Origin of the sequence: Pontimonas salivibrio (assembly GCF_002950575.1) — a bacterium.
Classification (GTDB): Bacteria; Actinomycetota; Actinomycetes; order Actinomycetales; family Microbacteriaceae; genus Pontimonas; species Pontimonas salivibrio.
Genome location: NZ_CP026923.1, coordinates 12,635 through 33,505, shown reverse-complemented (window position 1 = coordinate 33,505; position 20,871 = coordinate 12,635). Strand labels below are relative to the sequence as shown.

Here is a 20,871-nt window from a genome sequence, read left to right as displayed (position 1 = left end):
GTGTCTCCTATTCGATGAAGACTGAGTGCCATTCCTTTGGCCCGAATCAGCTGACCGATGACCCAATGCCCCTTTGATTTCACCTGTGAGGCGTCAATTGCCACTTTTGCTAATTCAATCGAATTCGTTCCCGCGAGCCGGTCACTGGAGTTCAGCCACCACAGGTAGCTTCCCGGCTTCGGCAGACTAAGAGAATGGTGCATAGCTGGATAAATACCACGGGGTTCAACCCAGTGATATTCCGCACCCCCCGCTTCAGCAATAGCGCGCATTTCGTGTTGGTGAGCCTTTTTCGAGCTGTCAAGAACAATGTGTTGGTCTGGTGGTGTCGATTGAAGTTTCACCGAGCGAACTGTGGTGAATAATTCCTCGGGGTTGTCCCGGCTGAGGGTAATGATGGCAACACGGTTGCCATGAGGGAGGCTCATAGTTATTCAGCGTAGTCATGCCCCATCGGGCCTGTGCCATTGAGACTGCCCGGCGACGTCCTGGGGCTGATGCGGAGCACCAGGACTTTTTCGTTTCAGCACCTCCCCGCGCAGCACCGGCCGTGACGGGTGCGCCAGGAATCCTGAGGTGTTCCGCCCGGGGATGTGTCGGTTCTCGAAGGCAACTAATATCTCGAACGCTGGGGGCGAACACCCCCCTAAGGGAGCCTGCTTCCAATTACTCTCGGAGTCATCGCGGAGTGTATCCAGCACCCCACCCCGCGGAGAGGATAGAAAATATGTTTGAGCGGTTTACTGACCGAGCACGTCGTGTGGTGGTCTTGGCCCAAGAAGAGGCCAAGATGCTGAACCACAACTACATCGGCACTGAGCACATCCTCCTGGGACTCATTCACGAGGGTGAAGGCGTTGCCGCAAAAGCGTTGGAATCTTTAGAGATTTCGCTTGACGCTGTGCGCGAGCAGGTTCAAGACATCATTGGCCAGGGCCAGCAACAGCCCACCGGTCACATTCCTTTTACTCCTCGTGCCAAAAAGGTACTGGAGCTGAGCCTCCGCGAAGCGCTCCAGCTGGGCCACAACTACATCGGCACCGAACACATCCTCTTGGGCCTCATTCGTGAGGGGGAGGGCGTTGCCGCACAGGTCCTGGTGAAGTTGGGTGCTGATTTGAACCGCGTGCGCCAGCAGGTCATTCAACTGCTCTCTGGTTACCAGGGTAAGGAGCAGGTCTCGGTGGGCGGCCAGGAGGGTGGCACCGACAAGGGTTCGCAGGTGTTGGACCAGTTTGGTCGAAACCTCACCCAGGCGGCCCGCGATGGCAAGCTTGACCCAGTCATTGGCCGTGAGCGTGAGATGGAGCGGGTCATGCAGATTCTTTCTCGCCGCTCTAAGAACAACCCTGTTCTGGTTGGCGAGCCAGGTGTCGGAAAGACCGCGGTCGTTGAGGGTCTCGCCCAAGCGATCGTGAAGGGTGACGTTCCAGAAACACTCAAAGACAAGCAGCTCTACTCGTTGGATCTGGGTTCGCTGATTGCTGGTAGCCGCTACCGCGGTGACTTTGAAGAGCGCCTGAAAAAGGTCACCAAAGAAATCAAAAACCGCGGAGACATCATCGTCTTCATCGATGAGATTCACACCTTGGTCGGTGCCGGTGCTGCTGAAGGTGCCATTGATGCGGCCAGTATCTTGAAGCCACTGCTTGCCCGGGGTGAGCTTCAGACCGTGGGTGCCACGACTCTTGATGAGTACCGCAAACACTTTGAAAAAGATGCCGCGCTGGAGCGCCGCTTCCAGTCGGTCCAGGTCAACGAGCCAAGCCCCGCCCACACCATCAACATTTTGAAGGGTCTTCGCGACAAGTACGAAGCCTTCCACCGTGTCTCCATCACCGATGGTGCAATCGAAGCGGCAGTCAACATGTCCGATCGTTACGTGCAGGATCGTTTCCTGCCGGACAAGGCCATTGACTTAATCGATGAAGCCGGTGCCAGGATGCGCCTTAGTATCCTCTCCAGCCCCCCGGAGCTGCGCGAGTTTGACGAAAAAATTGCCGCAGTTCGGAAGCAAAAAGAAGAAGCAATCGAAGGTCAAGACTTCGAAAAAGCCGCGTCGCTTCGCGACGAAGAGAAGACGCTGCTGGGTGAGCGCCTGCGCTTAGAAAAGCAGTGGAGAAGCGGTGAGGCTGGTGGAACCGGAACCGTCAACGAGGGTGTGATTGCTGAAGTCCTCGCCGCAGCGACCGGTATTCCCGTGTTCAAGCTCACCGAAGAAGAGACTGCGCGTTTGGTCTTCATGGAAAAAGCACTCCACGAGAGGGTCATCGGTCAAGAACAAGCCATTTCTGTTCTATCCAAGACGATTCGCCGCACGCGTGCGGGTCTGAAAGACCCGAAGCGCCCCAGCGGTTCGTTTATTTTCGCGGGCCCCACCGGTGTGGGAAAGACGGAGCTGGCAAAAGCACTCGCCGAGTTCCTCTTTGACGACGAAGATGCCCTGATCTCACTCGACATGAGTGAATACGGTGAAAAGCACACCGTCTCTCGCCTGTTCGGTGCCCCTCCAGGGTTCGTCGGGTTTGAAGACGGTGGCCAGCTGACCGAGAAGGTCCGCCGGAAGCCCTTCAGCGTCGTCCTCTTCGACGAAATCGAAAAAGCCCACCCAGACATTTTCAACTCGCTGCTCCAAGTGTTGGAAGAGGGACGCCTGACCGATGGTCAGGGTCGAGTGGTGGACTTTAAGAACACTGTCATCATCATGACCACCAACCTGGGAACCAAGGACATCACCGGAGGCCCTGTCGGCTTCACCTTGGAGGGCAACGAAGAAGCCAGTTACCAGGCCATGCGCTCCAAAGTGGTCGAAGAGCTGAAGAAGAACTTCAAGCCGGAGTTCCTCAACCGTGTCGACGAGACGGTCGTCTTCCCGCAGCTCAGCCAAGAAGAGCTTCTGCAGATTGTGGGGCTGTTCATCAAGAGTCTCCGCGAGCGGATGCTGGACCGGGATATGACGGTCAACGTCAGCGACAAAGCCAAAGCAGAGCTCATCACCCTCGGCTGGGACCCCACCTTAGGCGCGAGACCACTGCGCCGGGCCGTTCAGCAAAACGTCGAGGATGCGCTCTCCGAGCGAATCCTGACGGGAGATTTGAACCCCGGCCAGCACGTCGAAGTGGACTTCGACGGGTCTGAGTTCACGTTCACCACCAGCACTCCGGCCAGCCCGGAACCGGTGGGTGCGGGAGCAACCGAGTCCTAGGGGTTCAATCCCTTCAGGACGCCCCGGCATTCTGAGGAAGCCAACAATTTAAGAAAGCCGTAGCCTGGGGGAGTGAGTTCCACTCCCCCAGGCTCTTTCTCTTTAGGCACCCTGTCGCCAGGAATTGAACTGCGGCCTGCCACCACGGCCGATATTCGCCCGATTCAAGAGTTGATTCAGCCTTTGGTGGAAAAGCGCATCCTGCTGGGTAAAGAACTGGTGATGCTCTATGAGGCCGTTCAAGAGTTTGTGGTGGCAGAGCAAGACGGTCAACTGGTGGGTTGTGGTGCGCTTCACGTGTTTTGGGAAAACCTCGGTGAGGTGCGTACCCTCGCGGTGAGCGAATCTGTGAAAGGCCACGGGGTGGGCGGAGCCATTTTGGATGCGCTTGAGCACAGAGCACGGTCGCTCGGCCTTACCAGCTTGTTTTGTTTGACCTTTGAGGTGGAATTCTTCCGCGGCCACGGATATTCGGAAGTGACTAATTCGATCGTCGACACCGATGTGTATGTCGAATTGGTGCGATCCCCCGATGAAGGTGTCGCAGAGTTCTTGGATCTCGCGCGGGTGAAACCAAACACCCTCGGTAACTCTCGGATGCTGAAGCAACTGGACTAATCGCGGCACTAGTTGCTCTGGCTACTAATCGAAGTCGTAGCTCCCGCAGGAACGCGATATGACGAACGTCATTTTCCTTAGGTCTTTGCGTTTTCTGAACAGACCCTCACAGTGTGGCGTTGCATCTGGGCACGCCGGCTCGGTAGGCGGGATTTGGCCCTGCAGGCTCGTACTCTTATGACATGTCCGGTGCCCCTCACGAGCCATCAGCCGCGGTGTATCGCCGCAGGCGTATTGCGGTGTTTGGTGGGCTGCTTGCGGTGCTGGTCGTTGTGACCCTAATCATTTGGCGGCCAAGCCTCGGGGGAACTCCGACCGCGGTGGAGGAACCGGCCGAGGATCAGCTCACCGAGGAAGTCGTCCCGGTTGCCGAGTGCACCGAGTCCCAGATCGAACTGATCGCCCAAACCGATGAGCTTCGCTACGCACCGGGTGCTGTGCCCCAGGTGTGGCTGACGGTGCGAAACACTGGTGCCCTTGAGTGTGAACTTGAGGTGGGTACCGATGTTCAGGAACTCGTGATTGATTCCGGCTCGAGAGATAATCCTGACCTCATTTGGTCATCGACCCACTGCCAGGAAAGTGGAACACCGATGACGATTACCCTTCAGCCTGGGGCAGAGCGCAGCACCACAGCGATTGCGTGGGATCGCACCCGATCCACTCCAGAAACGTGCAATGACTCAAGGCCGCAAATGCCAGGGGGTGGTGCAAGCTACCACCTCTCGGTGAAGCTTGGCCCATTCGAATCAGAGGGCACCAGACAGTTCATTCTCGAGTAGCTAGGCGAGCCCGAGGGGAATGTTTCGATCCACCCCAAGGCATGCAAGTGGAATCACGGCCACGCCGTCGTCAGCTCGCCGATAGGCGTGCTCGCCTGTGGTGATGACGGCGACATCGGCCACTTGGTCACCAAGCTTTTGTTTTAGCCACAGCAGGTGCTCTGTGTCGTCCGGGCCCACTTGCGGGGCGAGCTTGATTTCAAGGCCAATAATCCTTCCGCCCTCACCACTCAAGATGACGTCCACTTCTCGCCGACCCCCGTGGAGTCTGAAGTGGCTGATTTCCCAACCCAGTGTGGCGGCATAGCTTTTCAGACTCATCACCACAAGAGACTCAAACAAGCGCCCAAGGAGTGAGCCCACTTGGGGGCCGAGGGGCGCCCCGGTGTCACCGGAAATCAGCTGGTCGGTGGTCACAGAGAGAAGCCTGGCCGCCAGGGCGGGGTCGGCGAGATAGTGCTTGGGAGTTTGGGTGAGGGCTCCGATGGCGGAACCCGGCGGATACCAGTGTTCGAGTGGGTCAATTAACCACAGAGCATTCAAAGCATCAACATAAGTCGATGTGGTGGGCCTGGCAGGTTTGTCGGCGACGCCAGGGGTAGCGGCCCGGAGAATCTTTTCGTAGCTGGCGCTTGATCCGGTCGCACTGGCATATGCGCGAAGCCACAATCGCAGTGTGTCGGGGCGGCGGATCGAGACCCCTAGTTCGACAAATTCTCTCTCGACAATGCGTGTGATGTATCCGTCGAGTCGTTTGGCGCGAGCGACCCCGCTGAGTGGGCGAATACCCGGAAATCCCGAAGAGGTAATCTCCTCGACATAGTCGCGAAGCGTCAAGGGGGAGCGCCCTTCGATTTCCTGGTTACCCGCCATAAGGTCACTGAGGAATACGCTCTGGTGTTGCGGGAAACGCTCAGCCACTGACAGAGGGCGCATCCGCAAAAAATCAATGCGTCCCGCGCCGGAGTGGACCGGGTGGTCAATCGGTGGACGGCTTCCAGTGAGGAGAAAAGACCCTGGTGTCGCCCCGGAGTCGACGAGGCGTCGGATGGCGTCAAAAACCTCTGGAGTGTGCTGCCACTCATCGATGAGGACCGGGCCATCTAGAGCTCCGAGGCCCCCGAGGGAGGCCCGGAGCAACTCAGCTTGTTCTCTGCGATCCACGTGGAAGATGGTTGCTGCCCGCCTGCTGGCGGTTTCTGTTTTTCCGACACCTCGTGCACCCTCGAGTGCAATTGCAGGGAGCTCGGGCAGAAATTGATTCAGCTGGTGGTCGATAAGGCGGCGCAGATAAGTCATGTGGCCCACCCCTCTCTTCGCCCCAGTTTCCACAGCCCAAGGACTCTAATATACAATTCCTGCAGCTTTTACTATACAATTCCTGCAGGCTTTACTATACAATTTCTGCAAAACCCTGGACACGCAAACCGAAAAATCCACTTGAAGAAGCCCCGAAGGTGATCCCCTAGTGGAAACTCCCGCCTTTCGGCCTCAGATGCTTCCCGACGGGATGTGCCAGACCGGACTAGAAGGGGGCTTTCTTGCCTTGTGTCGTTCCAAACGCTTCTGTGATGGCCTGCCGGATGGAACCACTTCGTCTATCCAAAGTTGTGTTGAAGCCTAAGCGCTTGCCTTCGCTCTGGCGCTGATCGCCGGATGTGACAGCGCGAATCTCGCCGGATAACGAGATCTCCCCCACCGCGGCAAGAGTTGATGGCAGTGCAACGTCTTTAATTGCGCTGGCGACCGCCAGGGCAATGGCAAGGTCGGCTGCGGGCTCGGTGAGTCGAATCCCGCCGACAGTAGAAATATAGACATCTGCTTGGGAAAGCTTGAGGCCTGCTCGGCGCTCCAAGACCGCAAGCACCATGGCAACCCGGGATGAGTCGACACCGTTTACTACCCGCCTAGGCTGCGGTGCGGTAGTCGGCACCACAAGGGCTTGAATCTCCACCGGAAGTGCTCTCCTGCCCTCTAGGGCAATCGTGGTGCAGGTCCCACTGGCTTCTTGGCCGCTGCCTGATCGAAACAGGGCACTGGGGTCTGGTACTTCTTGAATACCGTCACCGGACATTTCAAAACATCCGACTTCGTCGGTGGGACCGAACCGGTTTTTCAATGCGCGGACAAATCGGAGCGCCGTTTGACGGTCCCCTTCAAAATGACAGACCACATCGACTAGGTGTTCCAGTGTCCGGGGTCCAGCGACTTGGCCATCTTTGGTCACGTGGCCGACAAGAATGACCGGGATGTTCTCGGATTTTGCGAGGCGAATCAGGGAAGAGGCCACTTCTCGCACTTGGGCAGGCCCGCCGGGAAGTGAGTCGACGTTGTCAGCCTGAATCGTTTGCACCGAGTCAACAATCAGGAGCGACGGCCGCAGTTGTTCGACCTGTCCGAGCACGGTCGCCAGATCGGTGGTGCTCGCTAAATAGAGCGAATCAAGTAGTGCGCCTGTGCGCTGTGCGCGAAGGCGCACCTGCCCCACAGATTCTTCCGCGCTCACATAAAGTGCATTGCGCCCGGTGGCAGCGACCCGGGCGGCAACGTCGAGAAGAAGAGTCGATTTCCCCACACCGGGTTCACCGGAAAGCAAAATGGCCGCACCGGGGACAATTCCGCCCCCCAGCACACGATCAAATTCGCCTATTCCGGTGGGTTCGTGGCGGGTGTGCTCGGCACTGTGCTCAGTGATGGGCTTCGCGCGGTTGTCTTCGCCGACAATCGCGGCCTCGACTCGGGGTCGGTTGGCTTTGGTGCCCGCCTCCACCACAGTGCCCCACGATTGGCATTCACCGCAGCGACCGACCCACTTAAGGGTTGTCCACCCGCACTCATCGCATTTGTAGGCGGCAGCGGTTTTGGGCATGACTGAAGGCTACCTGTAGCTACTGACGCGCAGCATGGTCAAGCGTAATGACCTTTGTGATGAGGCAAGTAAGAGACTTTGGCAGGGCATGCCCACCGGAGCGGTGTTCCCAGGGGTTCTCCCGCCTCGCTGGCGAAAGAGCTCCTTGTTCCGGGCGCTTTCTCACTTCGCCAACGAGTTTCGGCCGGTGGGAGCTGTGTAGAATCGGGGGCGGTACCGTGTCCGAGCGGCCGAAGGTGCAACTCTCGAAAAGTTGTGTGGGTTAGCGCCCACCGTGGGTTCAAATCCCACCGGTACCGCTGTGTGATGTCGCAAGACATCGGAATACTCCGAACCCACGGTTTCGACTCTTTCCCTTTCCTTTTTCATTGCTGTGGCCGGTTTCCCCGGCCTGTGTTGAGGATGAGCGAGTTGCCAAAAGCCACTATGAGCGCCCGAGTCGTGGACTTGGTGGTGACGTTTCGGCGCAGCAGGAGGATCGGTTGGTTTTTGTTCTCGTAGAGTCCCCGAGGCCAGCTTTGCCTTCGAGGTTGAACCATGTGATGAGCTTGGAAACCCAGCTTTGAGAGACCCCGTATCTCTTGGCTGCTTCTTGTTGTGTGAGGTTCTCGACGTGGATCGCAGTGATGATGAGCCGGGCTTTGTTCATGGCTCAATTCGAGCAAGGAATTATTCCTATCTCGTGCGACAGGGTATTCCTATGTCCTGCAACCAAACACCACCGGTACCGCCGATGGGTTGGGACGTTCTGGAGCTTCCCTTCCCAGATCTGATGTCAGCTTCTTGGCATTGACGATTGAATCAGACATCCGTATATTTCTTTGCCCCGGGCTTGGCGGGGACGTCCGACACCTCATTCAGCCAGTAGATTTGGCTGGTGTCCGCGGTTAAAACTCCTCTGCCCGGCCCCGGGAGGGGTTTCTTTCGCGGGGTGGACCGCGTGGTTGCTCGGGCTGTAAGTTCAGCCCGGTTGCCTTATGTGGTTTTTGCTAACTGGGCGTACCGTGAGGTTCTCCTGAACTGGTTGGTGGCTTCTGCCCGGGTTGAGCTGACAAATATTGTGATTGTGGCCTATGACAGGCGTCTCGCAAGGTTTCTTAAGGGGCACGGTTTTGAATGTGTGTTTCTGCCGATGAAACCTGGCAAGTCAAATTTGTGGTGGCGGCTGTTTGTCTTTCAGGCTCTTTGTGAGTCTGGCGTTGATTTTGTGCACTGCGATGCGGATGCAATTCTGCTCAAGAATCCCGCTAAGGCCCTAAGCGATTTTCCGTCAGCAGATTTGGTTGCAAGTCAGGGAACGGTGCAACCGAAGAACGTAGTTGAATTGACGGGTTTTGTTGTCTGTATGGGGTTTTTTCTGCTGCGCAGCAACGAACGGACTAGGGCTTTCATGAGGAGAGCGGTTGAGCGGGCGCCTCATGATGGGACGGACCAGTCTGCAGTCAACAACACCCTTCTGGAATGGGTATCGGGTTGGGTGGGACCTATCGATACTTCTACACGCATCTCGCACCTGGGTAGAAGCTTTGACGTGTTTCCCGATGTGTTGGTTTCGAGGCCTGAGGAGAAATTAGATGCGGCGGTGCTTCCCCACCACCTCTTTCAGCGCTACTTCTTGGGCCTTCAGCATGATCCCGTGTTGGTGCACCCTCTGGCAAACCAGAAGGGTAAAACCAAGATGGAAAAGTTATCCCGGTTGGGATTGGTCTTTTTGAGGCAGGACTGGGAGAACCTGCGTTTCACACGAGACTCTCTCGGCGTCCTTGATCGGGATTCGGCCGTTCCCGTAGACGACTAGTCGACTACCTTTTTGGGACGCGTGGGTAGCCGTGTTGGGAGAAATCTTTACGCCAAAGGTTGCGGATCAGTTGTCGGGATATCAGTGAGTAGTGGTCAGCGTCAGCGATTCTTCGGGGATTGACGCGGGTCTTGTAGGCCGGCAGGGTCATGTCGTTCGGGTTCCCCCCAAGCTCACGGATTAGTGAGTTGAAGTCCTCGTGGAGATGTTCAAAACGAATGATGAAACGTTTTGGTCCTAGTGCTCGCGGGTTGGTGAACCGCTCAAGCCTGGCCCATTTCACAAACGGGCGATTTCCCAGCAAAAAGCCCTGGAAAGCTTCTCTGACTTCGGTGGCAGGTGCTTTCGCCAAAGCATGGTAGGAGTCGGGTTGGTTCTGTCGAAGGTGCCACCAAAACAGCGAGATTGCTCGCGAAAAAGGCTCTCGCACGATAGAAATTTTGAGGTAGTCATCGAAAATGGGAGCGCCAATTAGCGTTCGTGCTTGATAAATCGACATGTGGGGTTTTAGACCAGTGACGGGAACCGTATTGCCCGACTCGGTCACGATTCCTGCGCCCGAGATGGTTTCCGGCCATATGTGCGCAGACACACCTTCAGGCTCAGAATTGGCAACGCAAAAGAGGCGAAGTGCTGACTCGACTGAGCTTCCCGCCGTCTTGGGTGGTTTGATGAACACGAAGCGGTGGCTGTGGCTCAGGAGCAAGGGCTGTTCCTCAAAGGTTTAAAGGGGTAACGTCATGACGTTGCACTGGCTTGTGGTCGCCTCTCTGTGACACTACCGGGTTGCTCGCCCCACTGGCAGAGCCGTTGTTGAAGAAAGGCGCTGCTGTTGATTGTCAATTTTTCGGTTCCTTTTGTGTTTTTTAAGACTCGAAAAACGGCTAGCACCTCTGTGGAGGCCGCCCTGGAGGAGGCATTTTGGGGCTCACCGGCCAGCCATGGAAAAAGGGCTTCCATTTACCGGGACGGGTTTGTCACCGGTCGACCCCATAACTTCCGCCACCCAATTGCCGCGCGTTGGGGGTACCTTACAGCGCGACGGTATTTTGGGGAGTTCTCCCTCACCAGCCGCGAGGTCGAAAAGCTTTTGGCTTTGAGCCCTCACTCTTCTGTTTTCGCTGCAAGACAGGCCCTGCCCGAAGACATCTGGCATCGGGCAAAAAAGATTGTTGTGGTACGAAACCCTTGGGACAAAGCGGTTTCCGACTTTTATTGGAAGACGCGAGGGCGCGGGTTGCTAGATAACGACTTTGACTTGTTTCAAAGCTACGCGCATCAGGCGATGCCAATTGCGTTGGAAAGTGAAATGACTCAGCATTGGGACGACACTTGGGTCTGCATCCGTTTCGAAAACCTGTTGGAGGATTTCCAGCGGCTAGTGGTCAAGCTTGGCGGTATTCCGCCGTCGGCTCTTCCCAAATACAAGACTGCAGTGAGGCCTACCGGAAGTGCCTATCAACATCTTTACACTCAAGAATCACGGGATACTGTCGGAGCCAATTGGAAAGGTTGGGTGGAACAATTCGGCTATCGTTTCGAGTAAATAGGCCTGTTTGCGATCTGAGTGAAAACTGCGGTGACGCCGCTTACGCCCCGAGTGGAGGGCTGTGATGAGGAGTAAGCCTTCTGCGGTGCGCGGGCTCACAACACTTCGGCTCCACCTGGGGCTTCCCAAGACAGCGACCACCACGTTGCAACAATATTTTGCTCGAAGCGTTCCCGCTTATGTCGGACCAGGCGCGCCAAATCTGCCTGCCGGGTTTTTCGGCCGCTACCGCGCAGCTTTCTTGCAGCAGGAGCCAGAATGGTGGGCCAGCCGGGAGTCTTCTCGATTACGCGAAAAACTGGCTGCTTCCTGCGAGCAAGCGCTCGCGCGTTCTTCTGATGGTGAGCTCACCTTGAGCTGGGAGGGCGCGCTCACTCCAGGCTTGTTCGTGGGTTCGGACTTCCCTGAGGTGGGTGGACACCCCCCTGGTAGCAGGTGGGTCCGCCACCTGGCGGCGCTGGTCAGAGCCATTGCGCCTAAACCTGTGGAGATCCAGGTGCTCTTGACTGTGCGGCGCCAACCTGAGTGGCTGGCCTCACTTTATGCCCAAAGGTCGCGGAGGATCTTGGGAGCATCCCAGGAAGATTTTGAGGACCAGTTGAGGCGGTTACTCGCTCGAGATCAGTTACCCATTCCGCTTGACTTCGCCCGTACGGTTTCTGAGCTTGAACTTTTGATTCCGGTTCGTTCAGTTCTCGTATTGCCGATTGAATCGATTTCCACACTCGGGTACCGCAGGGCGCTATCTGCTTTCTTGGGTGTGGAAGAGCCCAGTCCGGATGTTTTTGAGGAAAAACTGAACCAGAGGAGGCGTGATTCGGTCACCTGGAATCTTCGAGACGCGGATGAACGCCTCCGCGATTCTCATTCTTTTCGAGTTGTCAGCGGTAGTGACGCAGTAGGTTCTGAGCCTTGCATTGTGTTGACCGAATCTTTACGCCAAGAAATCCTTGAGCGGGTCAAGGACTCAAATTCTCGTCTTACGGCAAACTCACCTTTGCCACTGAGCGGCTACTGATCGATATTGCTTGTGGCTTCCTTTGAGCCCTCCTTCTCACCTCATAGAGGGTTGGTGTGGGTATTTTCGATTAATCTGGTTCCTCGCTGCGCTTCAGCCCTGAGAGGACGGTGTCATGATCATCAGCTACCGCCACCGGTTGCTCTTTCTGAAGACGCCAAAAACCGCCAGTTCGTCTATCGAGGCTTGGCTGGCAGAGGAGATCTTTGGCGGGAGCGAAAGCTTCTTCCGTGAAAGCGAAGAGCACGAGCCGTTTGCGGATGAAAGGGGCATTGCGACGCGGATGGGCAACGGAAAAGCCGGAGACTCTGAAATCAAGCCACACATCAGCCTCACTGACACTCGAACGTTATTGGGCAAGCAAAGTTTTCGCGCGTTGACCACGGTCACAACGGTCCGTAACCCTTTTGATCAGATTGTTTCCCTGTTTTGGTGGCGAACCGCTCGATTGCACCCCGAACTTTATTCCGACCTGCTGGGGGCTCCTCTCAAAGAGGTAGCGAAAGCGTTCCAGGAATTTGTTGGGAAGGTTCCACGAAATCCTTGGTTTCGTCAACGAAACTGGTTGGTATCCGAAGATCGTGAGGATGAGGCCCAGCGAGTGATGAGGTTTGAGAAACTCGAAGAAGGCTTCGAAGCCGTGCGACACGATTTCTGTGGGGCGACTCAGACGGCTGGCCTACCAGCGTTCAAAAGCACATTACGAAGAGTCGATATTGAGTACCGGTCACTGTTCAATCTTTCGACTAGATATTCAGTCGGCAAGATGATGGATTGGGAATGCCAACGTTTCTCGTATAAATTCTGACCGCCTATCAGATTTAAGCTGGTACTGAGTGGCGCTTGGTCGCCTTTGTCTTGCTGTGGAGCAGCGAATTTTTCCCGGCTCCCTTCTCGATAATTGCCTTTAGCTGCGGGCACACTCCGATGGCGTGTGCACCGGAGGTGTCAGACAAAGCGAGTGAGTGCCCTACTAGCTCAAGGATTCTGCGGCGAGGCCTCTCACTACTTTCCGCTACCAAGCGAAATCTCCATACGGGTGTGGCCCCCGAATGCGCTTCTGGCGTTCCGGCAGGTTGGGCTCAGACATTCTCTTCCAGCGCCTCTATGGGGCTGCTCCCTCACTGAATCGGCCTGTTGACAAGAAAAGCCATTTCAGGAAGGGCACACGGACCGTGGTGAACGGCGTATGGGTTTTTCTTGGGTGGTCATTAGGCACTATTCGAAACGACTATTATTTTAATTGGGAAGGGAATTATCCATTTCAATAGAACATCGTCCTCCATTAAAGCCAGATTTCGTGGGAGTTGGGGTTCAAAAAGCTGGCACATCGAGTGTTGCCGCTTTCCTTCGTGAATCGGGGGCTCACATGCCCCTCTTCGCGCAATCGCGCTCCAAGGAATTGCACTGGTTCAAACCACGCCGACGCACGTCCCCTATTCGCCAAATGGCCTACAGGTTGAATTTCAGTCGCCATCGGGTCAGTGGCGAGTACACCCCGAATTACATCGAACATCCCCTAAGTCTTGGCCAACTCGCCGAGGCTGCTCCGCGGGCAAAAATTCTTGTGTTTCTCCGCAATCCATTTCAGCGAACTATTTCTGCTCTAAATCATGCTCGAGGGCTTGGCGTAATAAATCCGGACACCCCAGGGGATGTGCTGATCGAACAAGCGTGGAGGGCTGATGGAAACAGTTGGCTCGCGCGTTCGATCCGTCGGAGTACCTATGTGTCGGACCTTGAGGTGTTGTTCAAGCTTTTCCCGAGAGACAGAGTGTTCATCGGGTTTTTTGAACACTGGGTATCACCAGAGCACGGCATGACCGTGGCAACAGAGCTGACTCAATTTCTCGTGTTGCCCTCTCCCGACGAAACGGGAGCGAGCATCAGAAAAGCAAATGAGGCCGAGTGGCATTTGCGGAAAAACGGTGCCAAAAGGTTGGAAATCTCCGAGGCTACGGAGCACAGACTCCGGGATTATTTTTCTCAGTTTGTTCCACAACTTGAAGCTGAGGTAGGGCCAATTCCGTGGTGAAGCGAAGCGCTGTGAGCGTCGATATTGCAATCCCGGCAAAGGCCTTGTCTCCTGTGACATCGGAGTCATTGGGCAACGTGCTCGCCGACAATCCATTCCATCAGGGACGCATCATTGTTTACGGTGATGGAGGTTTGGGCGACCCGGAATCCCAGAGGATTCGGCATATCTTTGGTGATGCAGTGGATTTCATCACGCCCTCTGGTGCGTCCCGCGGCCCTGCTTGGGCGCGTAATCGTCTCGCGGAGCACTCCCGATCTGACTTCATTATTTTTGTTGACGCCGATGTGCTCCTCCCACCCCAGTTTCTGAGTCGAATCCTGCCCGAACTGCAGAACATGCCTGATGGTGTGGTTTTTGCACCACGTATTTCACCACTATCCCAACGAACAGTAATTTCCCGCTTTTTTTCCACCTTCACCCTTGGCCCGTCCATTGTCGGAGGGAGGGTTGTTGTCCCGACCACTGTGTTGGCGATGAGCCGGAACACCTGGCTTGCTGCGGGGCCTTTTGATGAGCGCTTCGTGAAGCCTGGTGGTGAGGACTGGGATTGGATGATTCGAAACAATTGGCGGCCGACTCACGAATTTACGGTGAGGTATGCGCCGCACCTCAGTGTGCCACATCGTAATCCGGCTACACCGAGCGGTTTGCTCAAGCGAGCGTGGGTGTATGGGAGCCAAACCCACTGGGTCTCAAAAGAACGGCAAGGGTCACTGACACATGACGAAACGCTCATGGCACCCATAAATGGCGAGTGCGCTCGGGCCGAGTCGCTCAAAGAATTATTTGCGCTCGTGAAGCGCGGCGGAGGTAAGGGGCTGATCCTGTGGCGAAATCGTGTCCTGGTGGATGTCCGCCCAGGGGATGTCGCCGGTTTTATCTTGTTGCTTATTCTGTTTCGACTGACCCACCGCAGTAGTGCATCGTTTCAGAAGATATTTGGTGGTCGGGGTGTTTCATCCAATGGGTAACCACCAGGTTGTCGATGTCGCCCTCGTCCATGACGAGGCCGAACTACTTGCTTTTCGGGTCGCCTATATGGACCCCATGATTAGTCATCATATTTTCGTGGAAGCGAATGTGACACATCGGGGCCGAGCCCGGGCCTTCTCCCTCACCGACATTTGGCCCGGTCCACTTCCGCCCAACGTTCAGGTAGTTCGGATTGAAATTCCCACCGCTGTGATCGAGTGCCACGACCGTTGGGCAATCGAAGAATATTCGCGCCAGTGGGCGATGAGTTATGCCTGCTATAACTACCCTGAAGCCACCATCGTCATCTCAGACGCTGATGAAGTCCCATCCCGAGACCAACTGGAAAAGCTCCCGGATGCGACCAAACGATTTGGACGCATCGCGCTTCCTATGGTTACCTCCTACCGTCACCTCAATTGGGTGGAACACTGCGGATTAGCTACCTGGAAAAAGGCCCGCGCCTTTGCCGCTGCGGACTATCATCACGCGATGAGGTTCCGCAGAGCTCATCCGCTGGCAGCCCTCACCGGGCAGCACTTTCGCTACCTAGGATATCGGGCAGATCGCGTGAATCTTAAGCATCAAGACTTCGCGCACGAAGAGTTTGATAGAGGCCTTTTCGCCCACAAAACAGCCCTGCGCCTGTCTGAAGAGTTTGTTTTGAGTACCTTGCCTTCGACCGACAAATGGGGTTGTGGTGTGCTGCGAGTCCAGGGTCCACATCAACTGACTGGCCCAGCCACACAGTTACTTCAAACACGGCCGGACTTCATGGAGGAGCGACAACACATTCCCGGCATTGTCAATCGGGTTGCCGCAGCGACCCGATTGGCCAGGAATTTTTCACCCCCCTCTAACAAATCGGTGGCCGAGGATCTCCCCACCAGTAATCGACACGACTTTTTTGAAGCGGTGCGCCGGCAGCTTCTGGTTATTTCCGGACTCGGGGTGTTCATCCGTACTCTCCGGCGCGTACTTACAACTCGACCAAGCGGACAAGGTCGTTCAATCACGGACATTGCGCGGGGGGTCAATAGGTTTGGTGACTGGGGAATGACCTCCGCGGCACCAGTGGAGAATTTCCAAATAATGAGTGTGAAGTGACACAACTGTGAGTGGTCTGACACACCTCGATATGGTGTCCCCTTGTCCCGGAGGGCCCCCAGAGTGAATCATTTGCGCCCGCTACAGGTGCACCACTTTGTTTTGGGTATCGAGTCCGACACCACCACAGAACTCATCGAGCAGCACCGTCTCGCATTGAGAAGTATCACCCGGGCAAGAGACATTGGTGTCGATGGCGTTGAGGTGTCCTTGGAACTCATTCTGAGTGAAACAGGATTCGACTATTCAGACATTGATGCCGGAAGCTCCATCGTGCCTCACAACGCACGCGATCTGTTTGGGCCCCACGCGAGACCGCTACCCTCGGCCCGCGACGTGTTTCGACTGTTGGCGCAGTCGCCAGCAGAGATAGTGATTTTGAGCAACGCTGATATTTGTGTGACGGAAAACTTTTACCAGCGTGTGTACGAGCTGCACCGTGACGGCGTCCACAGCTGGACGGCACACCGCAAGACTATCCTCGGTGACCCCCAAGTTGGTGTTGACCCCTTGGACTGGGCCAACAGTCAACCTGGTATTGACCATCCAGGATCGGATCTGTTTGCGACCACTCCGAACATTGCGAAGAAGGCGTTTTTCGGCGACTGCGTCTTTGGGATGGCCGGTATTGGCGATCTTGTTTTACTGAACCTGGGTGTTCTGGATGACACCTTCCAGCGCTACTGGAGTCTTGGTATCTCCTTTCATTTTGGAGATGATCGAGACTGGGAAGTGGATGAGCGCAGCACCAATCAGTCGGCTCACGATCACCTACTCAAAAAGGCGGCCTCAGGCCTCCGACGTTCGGTTCCTTTCTGGGCATACCGACGAGGTCTAAACCGAGCCGAATTAGGGAAATACTCCAGGAATCGATTGCGCCGGGGCGGGCAAGACCACGCCTAACTGATTAGGTTCCTTTTGCCCAAAAATTTATGCAGGCGCGGGGCGGTTGGCCTGCGCGTAAATCCTTGGCGGGAGGCCCCGGAGAAATTTCCTGTACCGAAAGAGAGTTCGTCGATGAGCAGGATTGGAGGCTAGGGCTGTAGTCGGTTGGGTCCCCGGAAAAGATAGGTGCTCTCTCGAATGCTGGTTTGTTCCAACATCAACATGATGACCCTTGCGAGTCCCATACCAAAACCGCCGTGTGGGGGGACGCCGTAGCGGAAGAAGTCAAGGTAGTGCTCGAGGTCTTCTAAGGACATGCCTTTGTCTTGTGCTTGGGCTTCCAACACGTCAATCCGGTGCTCACGTTGAGCACCGGTGGCAATTTCTGTGCCGTTGTAGAGCAGGTCGTAAGACTTCGTCAGTGCCGGGTTGTCATCGTGGCGCATGTGATAAAACGGCCGAATTGCGGTGTCGTAGTCGGTGACAAAGACAAAGTCGCTGCCCGTTTCGGCCTTAATCAGTGCCGAGAGGCGCCGTTCGGCCTCAGGGTCAAGGTCGCCGTCTTCACGGGGGATCGTGTAACCATCGGCGGCGACCTTTTCCCTCGCTTCTTGGAGGGCGACGCGGGGGAAGGCCCCGGTGGGGGTAACAAGTTCCACGCCTATTCGATCACGTATCGCCTCGCCGTGTCGTTCCACCACTGACTGGATACCTGCGGTCAGGAGCTCTTCGTGCATGACCATGACATTTTCGTGGCTGTCGATCCAACTGACTTCCATGTCCACCGAAGTAAATTCGGTGGCATGGCGGGCCGTGAACGACGGGTCGGCCCGAAACGCCGGAGCAATTTCGAAGATGCGGCCAAAACCTGCCGATTGCGCCATCTGTTTGAAAAACTGCGGTGACTGCGCCAAATACGCAGTGGTCTCGAAGTAGGGGACTTCGAAGAGTTCTGCTCGGGATTCACTGGCACTGGCCATGAGCTTCGGCGTGTGAATTTCGATGAAGTCGCGTTCAATCCACCAACCACGCAGTGCGTGTTCGAACGTTGTTTGAACACGAAAGAGCAGTTGTGCATCAGGGCGTCTGAGGTCAACAAAGCGCCAGTCCATCCGCTTATCGACACTGGAATCTTCGGCGATGGGAAGCTCTGGCAGAGACAGCGATGCGAGATCCACTGAGCCAATCTTGACCTCTAAACCGCCGAGTTTCACCCGCTCATCGTGTTTCAGGGTTCCTGCAACACTCAGCATGCTGCCGTGGGTAAGAGTCGAAATTGACTCGGTCAGTTCGAGGGCTTCCGGGTTGGTGGCGGCGGCTTCGTCGCCTTCCCTGGTGGCGGGGTTCACCAGTTGAAGGGACCCTGTTTCATCGCGAAGGATGACAAACTGCACCTTTTTTTGATCGCGGACAGTCTCAACCCAGCCGGAAACGCTCACCTCACTGCCGTCTGGAAGGTGGGCAAGGTCGCGAATGAGAGTCCTAGTGGTCACGAGGCCCGAGTCTACTGTTCGAAGCCCACCCAGAGGGCTACCCTGGGGGTATGAGCCCGCTTGCCCCAGGAATTTCCCATCGCCTGTCCCATATTGCACCGTCCGCCACCCTGAAAGTCGACCAAAAAGCCAAAGCCCTCAAAGCAGAGGGCCGGCCAGTCATTAGCTTTGCGGCAGGCGAACCCGACTTCCCCACACCCGCGCATGTGGTGGAGGCTGCCGCTGCTGCGGTTCGTGATCCAAAAAACCACCGCTACACACCCGCAGTCGGGTTGCCCGAATTGCGACAGGCCATTGCGGAGAAAACGGCGCGGGATTCCGGCTGGAGTGTTGATGCCTCCCAGGTGGTGGTGACTAACGGCGGAAAACAGGCTGTGTATCAGGCATGCCAGGCTGTTTTAGACGCTGGGGATGAAGTCTTAGTTCCCGCCCCCTACTGGACGACGTATCCGGAAGCGATTGAGCTGACCGGTGCGAAAGCCGTATCGGTGTTCGCAGGAGCCGACCAAGATTACAAAGTGACGGTCGAACAGTTAGAGGCCGCCCGCACAGAAAATACTGCGGCGATCCTGTTTGTGTCGCCGTCTAACCCCACCGGTGCGACCTACACCTTCGATGAAACACGGGCGATCGGTCTGTGGGCCACAGAACACAAGATTTGGATCATCGCCGACGAGATTTACCAAAATCTCGTCTACGACGACCTGTCGGACCCTCACTCCCACGCCGTATCGATCACTGAGGCTGCCCCAGAAGCAACGGGTAACACCATCCTGGTGAACGGTGTGGCAAAAACCTATGCGATGACCGGGTGGCGGCTGGGTTGGATGGTCGGACCAGAAGCTCCGATTAAAGCTGCTGCGAACCTGCAGTCACACCTGTCCAGCAATGTGGCAAACGTCTCGCAGATTGCCGGGCTTGCCGCACTCACAGGCGACCAGTCAGAGGCGCTTGCCATGCGAGACCGGTTTAACACCAGACGTCTCGCCATTGTCGAAGGATTAAACGCCATTCCTGGCGTCTTGTGCCCCGAGCCCACCGGAGCGTTCTATGTCTACCCCGACATGCGGGGGTTGCTGGGAAAAACCTTCGGCGGTGTTACCCCCACCACGTCTCTTGAACTTGCTGACTTGATTCTGGAACAATGCGAGGTCGCCGCAGTACCAGGTGAGGCCTTCGGACCCAGTGGTTACCTGCGCTTTAGCTACGCCCTTGGTGATGATGACCTCGCCGAAGGAGTGCGTCGCCTACAAGCGTTCTTCGGAGCCTAGAACCGTGCCCAGAACCTACGGTCGGTAGTGCCGACTCGGCTTTGTAGATCGAAGCGCCGTTGGCGGGAGACCGATGGCGGTTAGTCGAGGGGGATCCCCACCAGCGTCGGCTCTGGTTGAAGAACCACACCGAAAGTGTTTGCCACATGTGTGCGGATGTACCTCGCAAGGGAACCCACATCTTCTGCGTTCGCACCACCGGGATTAGTAATCGCCAGAGTGTGTTTTGTCGATACTCGGGCCTTACCGCCGGGTAACTGGAATCCCTTAGGGATTCCAGAGTGTTCAATCAGCCACGCAGCGCTCAACTTCACCCGGGCCTCACTGGGCGCCTCTTTCACTGACGGTGCCCCTTTGGGTATCGCTCCCGCATTGCTCTCGCCCTGCTCGGCAAATAGGTCCGCGTCCAAGTCGGCGGTTGCGGCATCTTCTGCGTCTAGAGAGATCACCGTATGAGTGTTCTCATCGAGGAGCCATTTGGGCGCGTCACTCGGTAGTGAGTGAGCGAAGCGTTCTGTGACGACTGGGTTGATAAAAAAGGACCCCACACTCCAGGAATCAGGATCCGCCTCATCGTGGACCATCCCTTTCGAGCGACGAAGAGACAACACCGTCTCACGCAGTTTTTCTAAACTCACGCTGTCGCCTAGCTCCACGCCCAACGCATCAGAGACCTGCGGGTAGGCGATCGGTAGTGACTTGTCGCTTTTGGTGAGACGAAAAGTCACTGAGAGGACGAGCCCTTGGCGCTCGCCGGTCTTCATTACGCTGCTGCGGTGGCCAAGGGCTAAGTCGGCACCAGTAAGTGTCGTTTCGGCCGCAGTGGGCCACTCTAAAAAGTCCACGTGGTCAAGCACTTCAGAAATCTCGTGACCGTAGGCACCAATGTTTTGAATCACACTGGCTCCCACGGTGCCGGGGATGCCAGAAAGTGATTCCAGCCCACAAAGCCCCTCAGAAACGGTGTAGGCAACGAGTTGGTCCCAGTCTTCACCTGCTTGGACGGTGAGCAACACGGAACCATCTGGCTGCGCCTTGAGGCGTTTACCGCGCCAGGCCACGTGCAAGACGTGGCCTGGGAAACCCTCATCAGACACCACGAGGTTGCTACCACCACCCAGTGCCATCCATTCATCCCCCGATTCCCACACCGAACGTGCGGCAGCGACAGCCTTTTTCCGAGAGGTGAGGTGGTGGTAGTGGCCAATCTCACCCCCAATGGCGAGGGTGGTCAGGTCAGAAAAACGCGGTGACACCACAGGCCCA

18 protein-coding genes and 1 tRNA gene are annotated in these 20,871 nt (G+C 56.3%); 13 read left to right on the top strand and 6 right to left on the bottom strand.

The window, feature by feature from the left end; genetic code table 11:
- Window positions 1-727 precede the first annotated feature (727 nt).
- The 3 genes from C3B54_RS00160 to C3B54_RS00150 all read left to right on the top strand — a co-directional run bounded on the left by C3B54_RS00160 (window position 728) and on the right by C3B54_RS00150 (window position 4,605).
- Window positions 728-3,205, top strand: a complete 2,478-nt coding sequence (locus C3B54_RS00160; protein WP_104912709.1) for an ATP-dependent Clp protease ATP-binding subunit — start codon at window positions 728-730, stop codon at window positions 3,203-3,205.
- 72 nt (window positions 3,206-3,277) lie between these two features.
- On the top strand, window positions 3,278-3,823 hold the full coding sequence (locus tag C3B54_RS00155) for an amino-acid N-acetyltransferase (protein ID WP_245867942.1): 546 nt from the start codon (window positions 3,278-3,280) through the stop codon (window positions 3,821-3,823).
- A 182-nt stretch (window positions 3,824-4,005) separates the two neighbouring features.
- Entirely contained in the window at window positions 4,006-4,605 is a 600-nt protein-coding gene (locus tag C3B54_RS00150) for a hypothetical protein (RefSeq protein WP_104912708.1), read from the top strand.
- On the opposite strand, the gene C3B54_RS00145 is transcribed toward C3B54_RS00150, so the two are convergent.
- Both C3B54_RS00145 and radA read right to left on the bottom strand, forming a co-directional pair.
- Entirely contained in the window at window positions 4,606-5,904 is a 1,299-nt protein-coding gene (locus C3B54_RS00145) for an ATP-binding protein (protein WP_104914156.1), read from the bottom strand.
- Between the two features lie 226 nt (window positions 5,905-6,130).
- Window positions 6,131-7,474: a DNA repair protein RadA gene (gene radA / locus C3B54_RS00140; RefSeq protein ID WP_104912707.1), complete on the bottom strand. Its 1,344-nt coding sequence runs from the start codon at window positions 7,472-7,474 to the stop codon at window positions 6,131-6,133.
- Window positions 7,475-7,686: 212 nt separating this feature from the next.
- On the opposite strand from radA, the gene C3B54_RS00135 reads away from it, so the two are divergent.
- Window positions 7,687-7,773 (top strand) — tRNA-Ser (locus C3B54_RS00135).
- 125 nt (window positions 7,774-7,898) lie between these two features.
- Here C3B54_RS00135 and C3B54_RS09025 read toward each other — a convergent pair.
- Window positions 7,899-8,123 (bottom strand): sigma factor-like helix-turn-helix DNA-binding protein, encoded by a 225-nt coding sequence (locus tag C3B54_RS09025; RefSeq protein WP_104912706.1) that lies wholly within the window; start codon window positions 8,121-8,123, stop codon window positions 7,899-7,901.
- Between the two features lie 228 nt (window positions 8,124-8,351).
- Between C3B54_RS09025 and C3B54_RS00125 the strand changes: the two genes are divergently transcribed.
- Window positions 8,352-9,272: a putative nucleotide-diphospho-sugar transferase gene (locus C3B54_RS00125; protein ID WP_158665436.1), complete on the top strand. Its 921-nt coding sequence runs from the start codon at window positions 8,352-8,354 to the stop codon at window positions 9,270-9,272.
- 4 nt (window positions 9,273-9,276) lie between these two features.
- Here the strand turns inward: C3B54_RS00125 and C3B54_RS00120 are convergent, their stop codons facing one another.
- Entirely contained in the window at window positions 9,277-9,978 is a 702-nt protein-coding gene (locus tag C3B54_RS00120) for a sulfotransferase family 2 domain-containing protein (protein ID WP_104912704.1), read from the bottom strand.
- Between the two features lie 126 nt (window positions 9,979-10,104).
- Between C3B54_RS00120 and C3B54_RS00115 the strand changes: the two genes are divergently transcribed.
- The 7 genes from C3B54_RS00115 to C3B54_RS00085 all read left to right on the top strand — a co-directional run bounded on the left by C3B54_RS00115 (window position 10,105) and on the right by C3B54_RS00085 (window position 16,859).
- Window positions 10,105-10,818 (top strand): hypothetical protein, encoded by a 714-nt coding sequence (locus C3B54_RS00115; protein ID WP_104912703.1) that lies wholly within the window; start codon window positions 10,105-10,107, stop codon window positions 10,816-10,818.
- Between the two features lie 67 nt (window positions 10,819-10,885).
- Window positions 10,886-11,839 carry a hypothetical protein gene (locus tag C3B54_RS00110; RefSeq protein WP_158665434.1) on the top strand — a complete coding sequence of 318 codons (954 nt, stop codon included), beginning with the start codon at window positions 10,886-10,888 and terminating at the stop codon, window positions 11,837-11,839.
- Between the two features lie 115 nt (window positions 11,840-11,954).
- Complete coding sequence (locus tag C3B54_RS00105; protein ID WP_104912701.1) at window positions 11,955-12,647, top strand: sulfotransferase family 2 domain-containing protein; 693 nt, start codon at window positions 11,955-11,957, stop codon at window positions 12,645-12,647.
- Window positions 12,648-13,139: 492 nt separating this feature from the next.
- Window positions 13,140-13,874, top strand: coding sequence for a sulfotransferase domain-containing protein (locus C3B54_RS08725; RefSeq protein ID WP_245868023.1), 735 nt, complete (start codon window positions 13,140-13,142; stop codon window positions 13,872-13,874).
- Between the two features lie 11 nt (window positions 13,875-13,885).
- Window positions 13,886-14,848, top strand: a complete 963-nt coding sequence (locus C3B54_RS00095) for a glycosyltransferase family 2 protein (RefSeq protein ID WP_158665432.1) — start codon at window positions 13,886-13,888, stop codon at window positions 14,846-14,848.
- Complete coding sequence (locus C3B54_RS00090) at window positions 14,841-15,956, top strand: hypothetical protein (RefSeq protein WP_104912698.1); 1,116 nt, start codon at window positions 14,841-14,843, stop codon at window positions 15,954-15,956. Before C3B54_RS00095 ends, C3B54_RS00090 begins: the two co-directional genes overlap by 8 nt.
- Window positions 15,957-16,019: 63 nt before the next feature.
- The gene (locus tag C3B54_RS00085; RefSeq protein WP_158665431.1) at window positions 16,020-16,859 is read left to right on the top strand and encodes a hypothetical protein; all 840 of its coding nucleotides are present in this window, start codon (window positions 16,020-16,022) and stop codon (window positions 16,857-16,859) included.
- Between the two features lie 131 nt (window positions 16,860-16,990).
- Here the strand turns inward: C3B54_RS00085 and aspS are convergent, their stop codons facing one another.
- Window positions 16,991-18,334 carry an aspartate--tRNA(Asn) ligase gene (gene aspS / locus C3B54_RS00080; RefSeq protein ID WP_104912696.1) on the bottom strand — a complete coding sequence of 448 codons (1,344 nt, stop codon included), beginning with the start codon at window positions 18,332-18,334 and terminating at the stop codon, window positions 16,991-16,993.
- 50 nt (window positions 18,335-18,384) lie between these two features.
- Here aspS and C3B54_RS00075 point away from each other — a divergent pair, with 50 nt between their 5' ends.
- Window positions 18,385-19,605 (top strand): pyridoxal phosphate-dependent aminotransferase, encoded by a 1,221-nt coding sequence (locus C3B54_RS00075; RefSeq protein ID WP_104912695.1) that lies wholly within the window; start codon window positions 18,385-18,387, stop codon window positions 19,603-19,605.
- An 80-nt stretch (window positions 19,606-19,685) separates the two neighbouring features.
- Here C3B54_RS00075 and C3B54_RS00070 read toward each other — a convergent pair whose 3' ends face one another.
- Window positions 19,686-20,861 (bottom strand): UDP-N-acetylmuramate dehydrogenase, encoded by a 1,176-nt coding sequence (locus C3B54_RS00070; RefSeq protein ID WP_245867940.1) that lies wholly within the window; start codon window positions 20,859-20,861, stop codon window positions 19,686-19,688.
- Window positions 20,862-20,871: the final 10 nt, after the last annotated feature.

Bases quoted from the DNA above. Each gene is read 5' to 3' on its own strand.
- C3B54_RS00110 (WP_158665434.1), top strand. From the start codon at position 10,886: ATGAGGAGTAAGCCTTCTGCGGTGCGCGGGCTCACAACACTTCGGCTC.
- C3B54_RS00160 (WP_104912709.1), top strand. From the start codon at position 728: ATGTTTGAGCGGTTTACTGACCGAGCACGTCGTGTGGTGGTCTTGGCC.
- C3B54_RS00075 (WP_104912695.1), top strand. From the start codon at position 18,385: ATGAGCCCGCTTGCCCCAGGAATTTCCCATCGCCTGTCCCATATTGCA.
- C3B54_RS00145 (WP_104914156.1), bottom strand. From the start codon at position 5,904: ATGACTTATCTGCGCCGCCTTATCGACCACCAGCTGAATCAATTTCTG.
- radA (WP_104912707.1), bottom strand. From the start codon at position 7,474: ATGCCCAAAACCGCTGCCGCCTACAAATGCGATGAGTGCGGGTGGACA.
- C3B54_RS00150 (WP_104912708.1), top strand. From the start codon at position 4,006: ATGTCCGGTGCCCCTCACGAGCCATCAGCCGCGGTGTATCGCCGCAGG.
- C3B54_RS00090 (WP_104912698.1), top strand. From the start codon at position 14,841: ATGGGTAACCACCAGGTTGTCGATGTCGCCCTCGTCCATGACGAGGCC.
- C3B54_RS09025 (WP_104912706.1), bottom strand. From the start codon at position 8,123: ATGAACAAAGCCCGGCTCATCATCACTGCGATCCACGTCGAGAACCTC.
- C3B54_RS00105 (WP_104912701.1), top strand. From the start codon at position 11,955: ATGATCATCAGCTACCGCCACCGGTTGCTCTTTCTGAAGACGCCAAAA.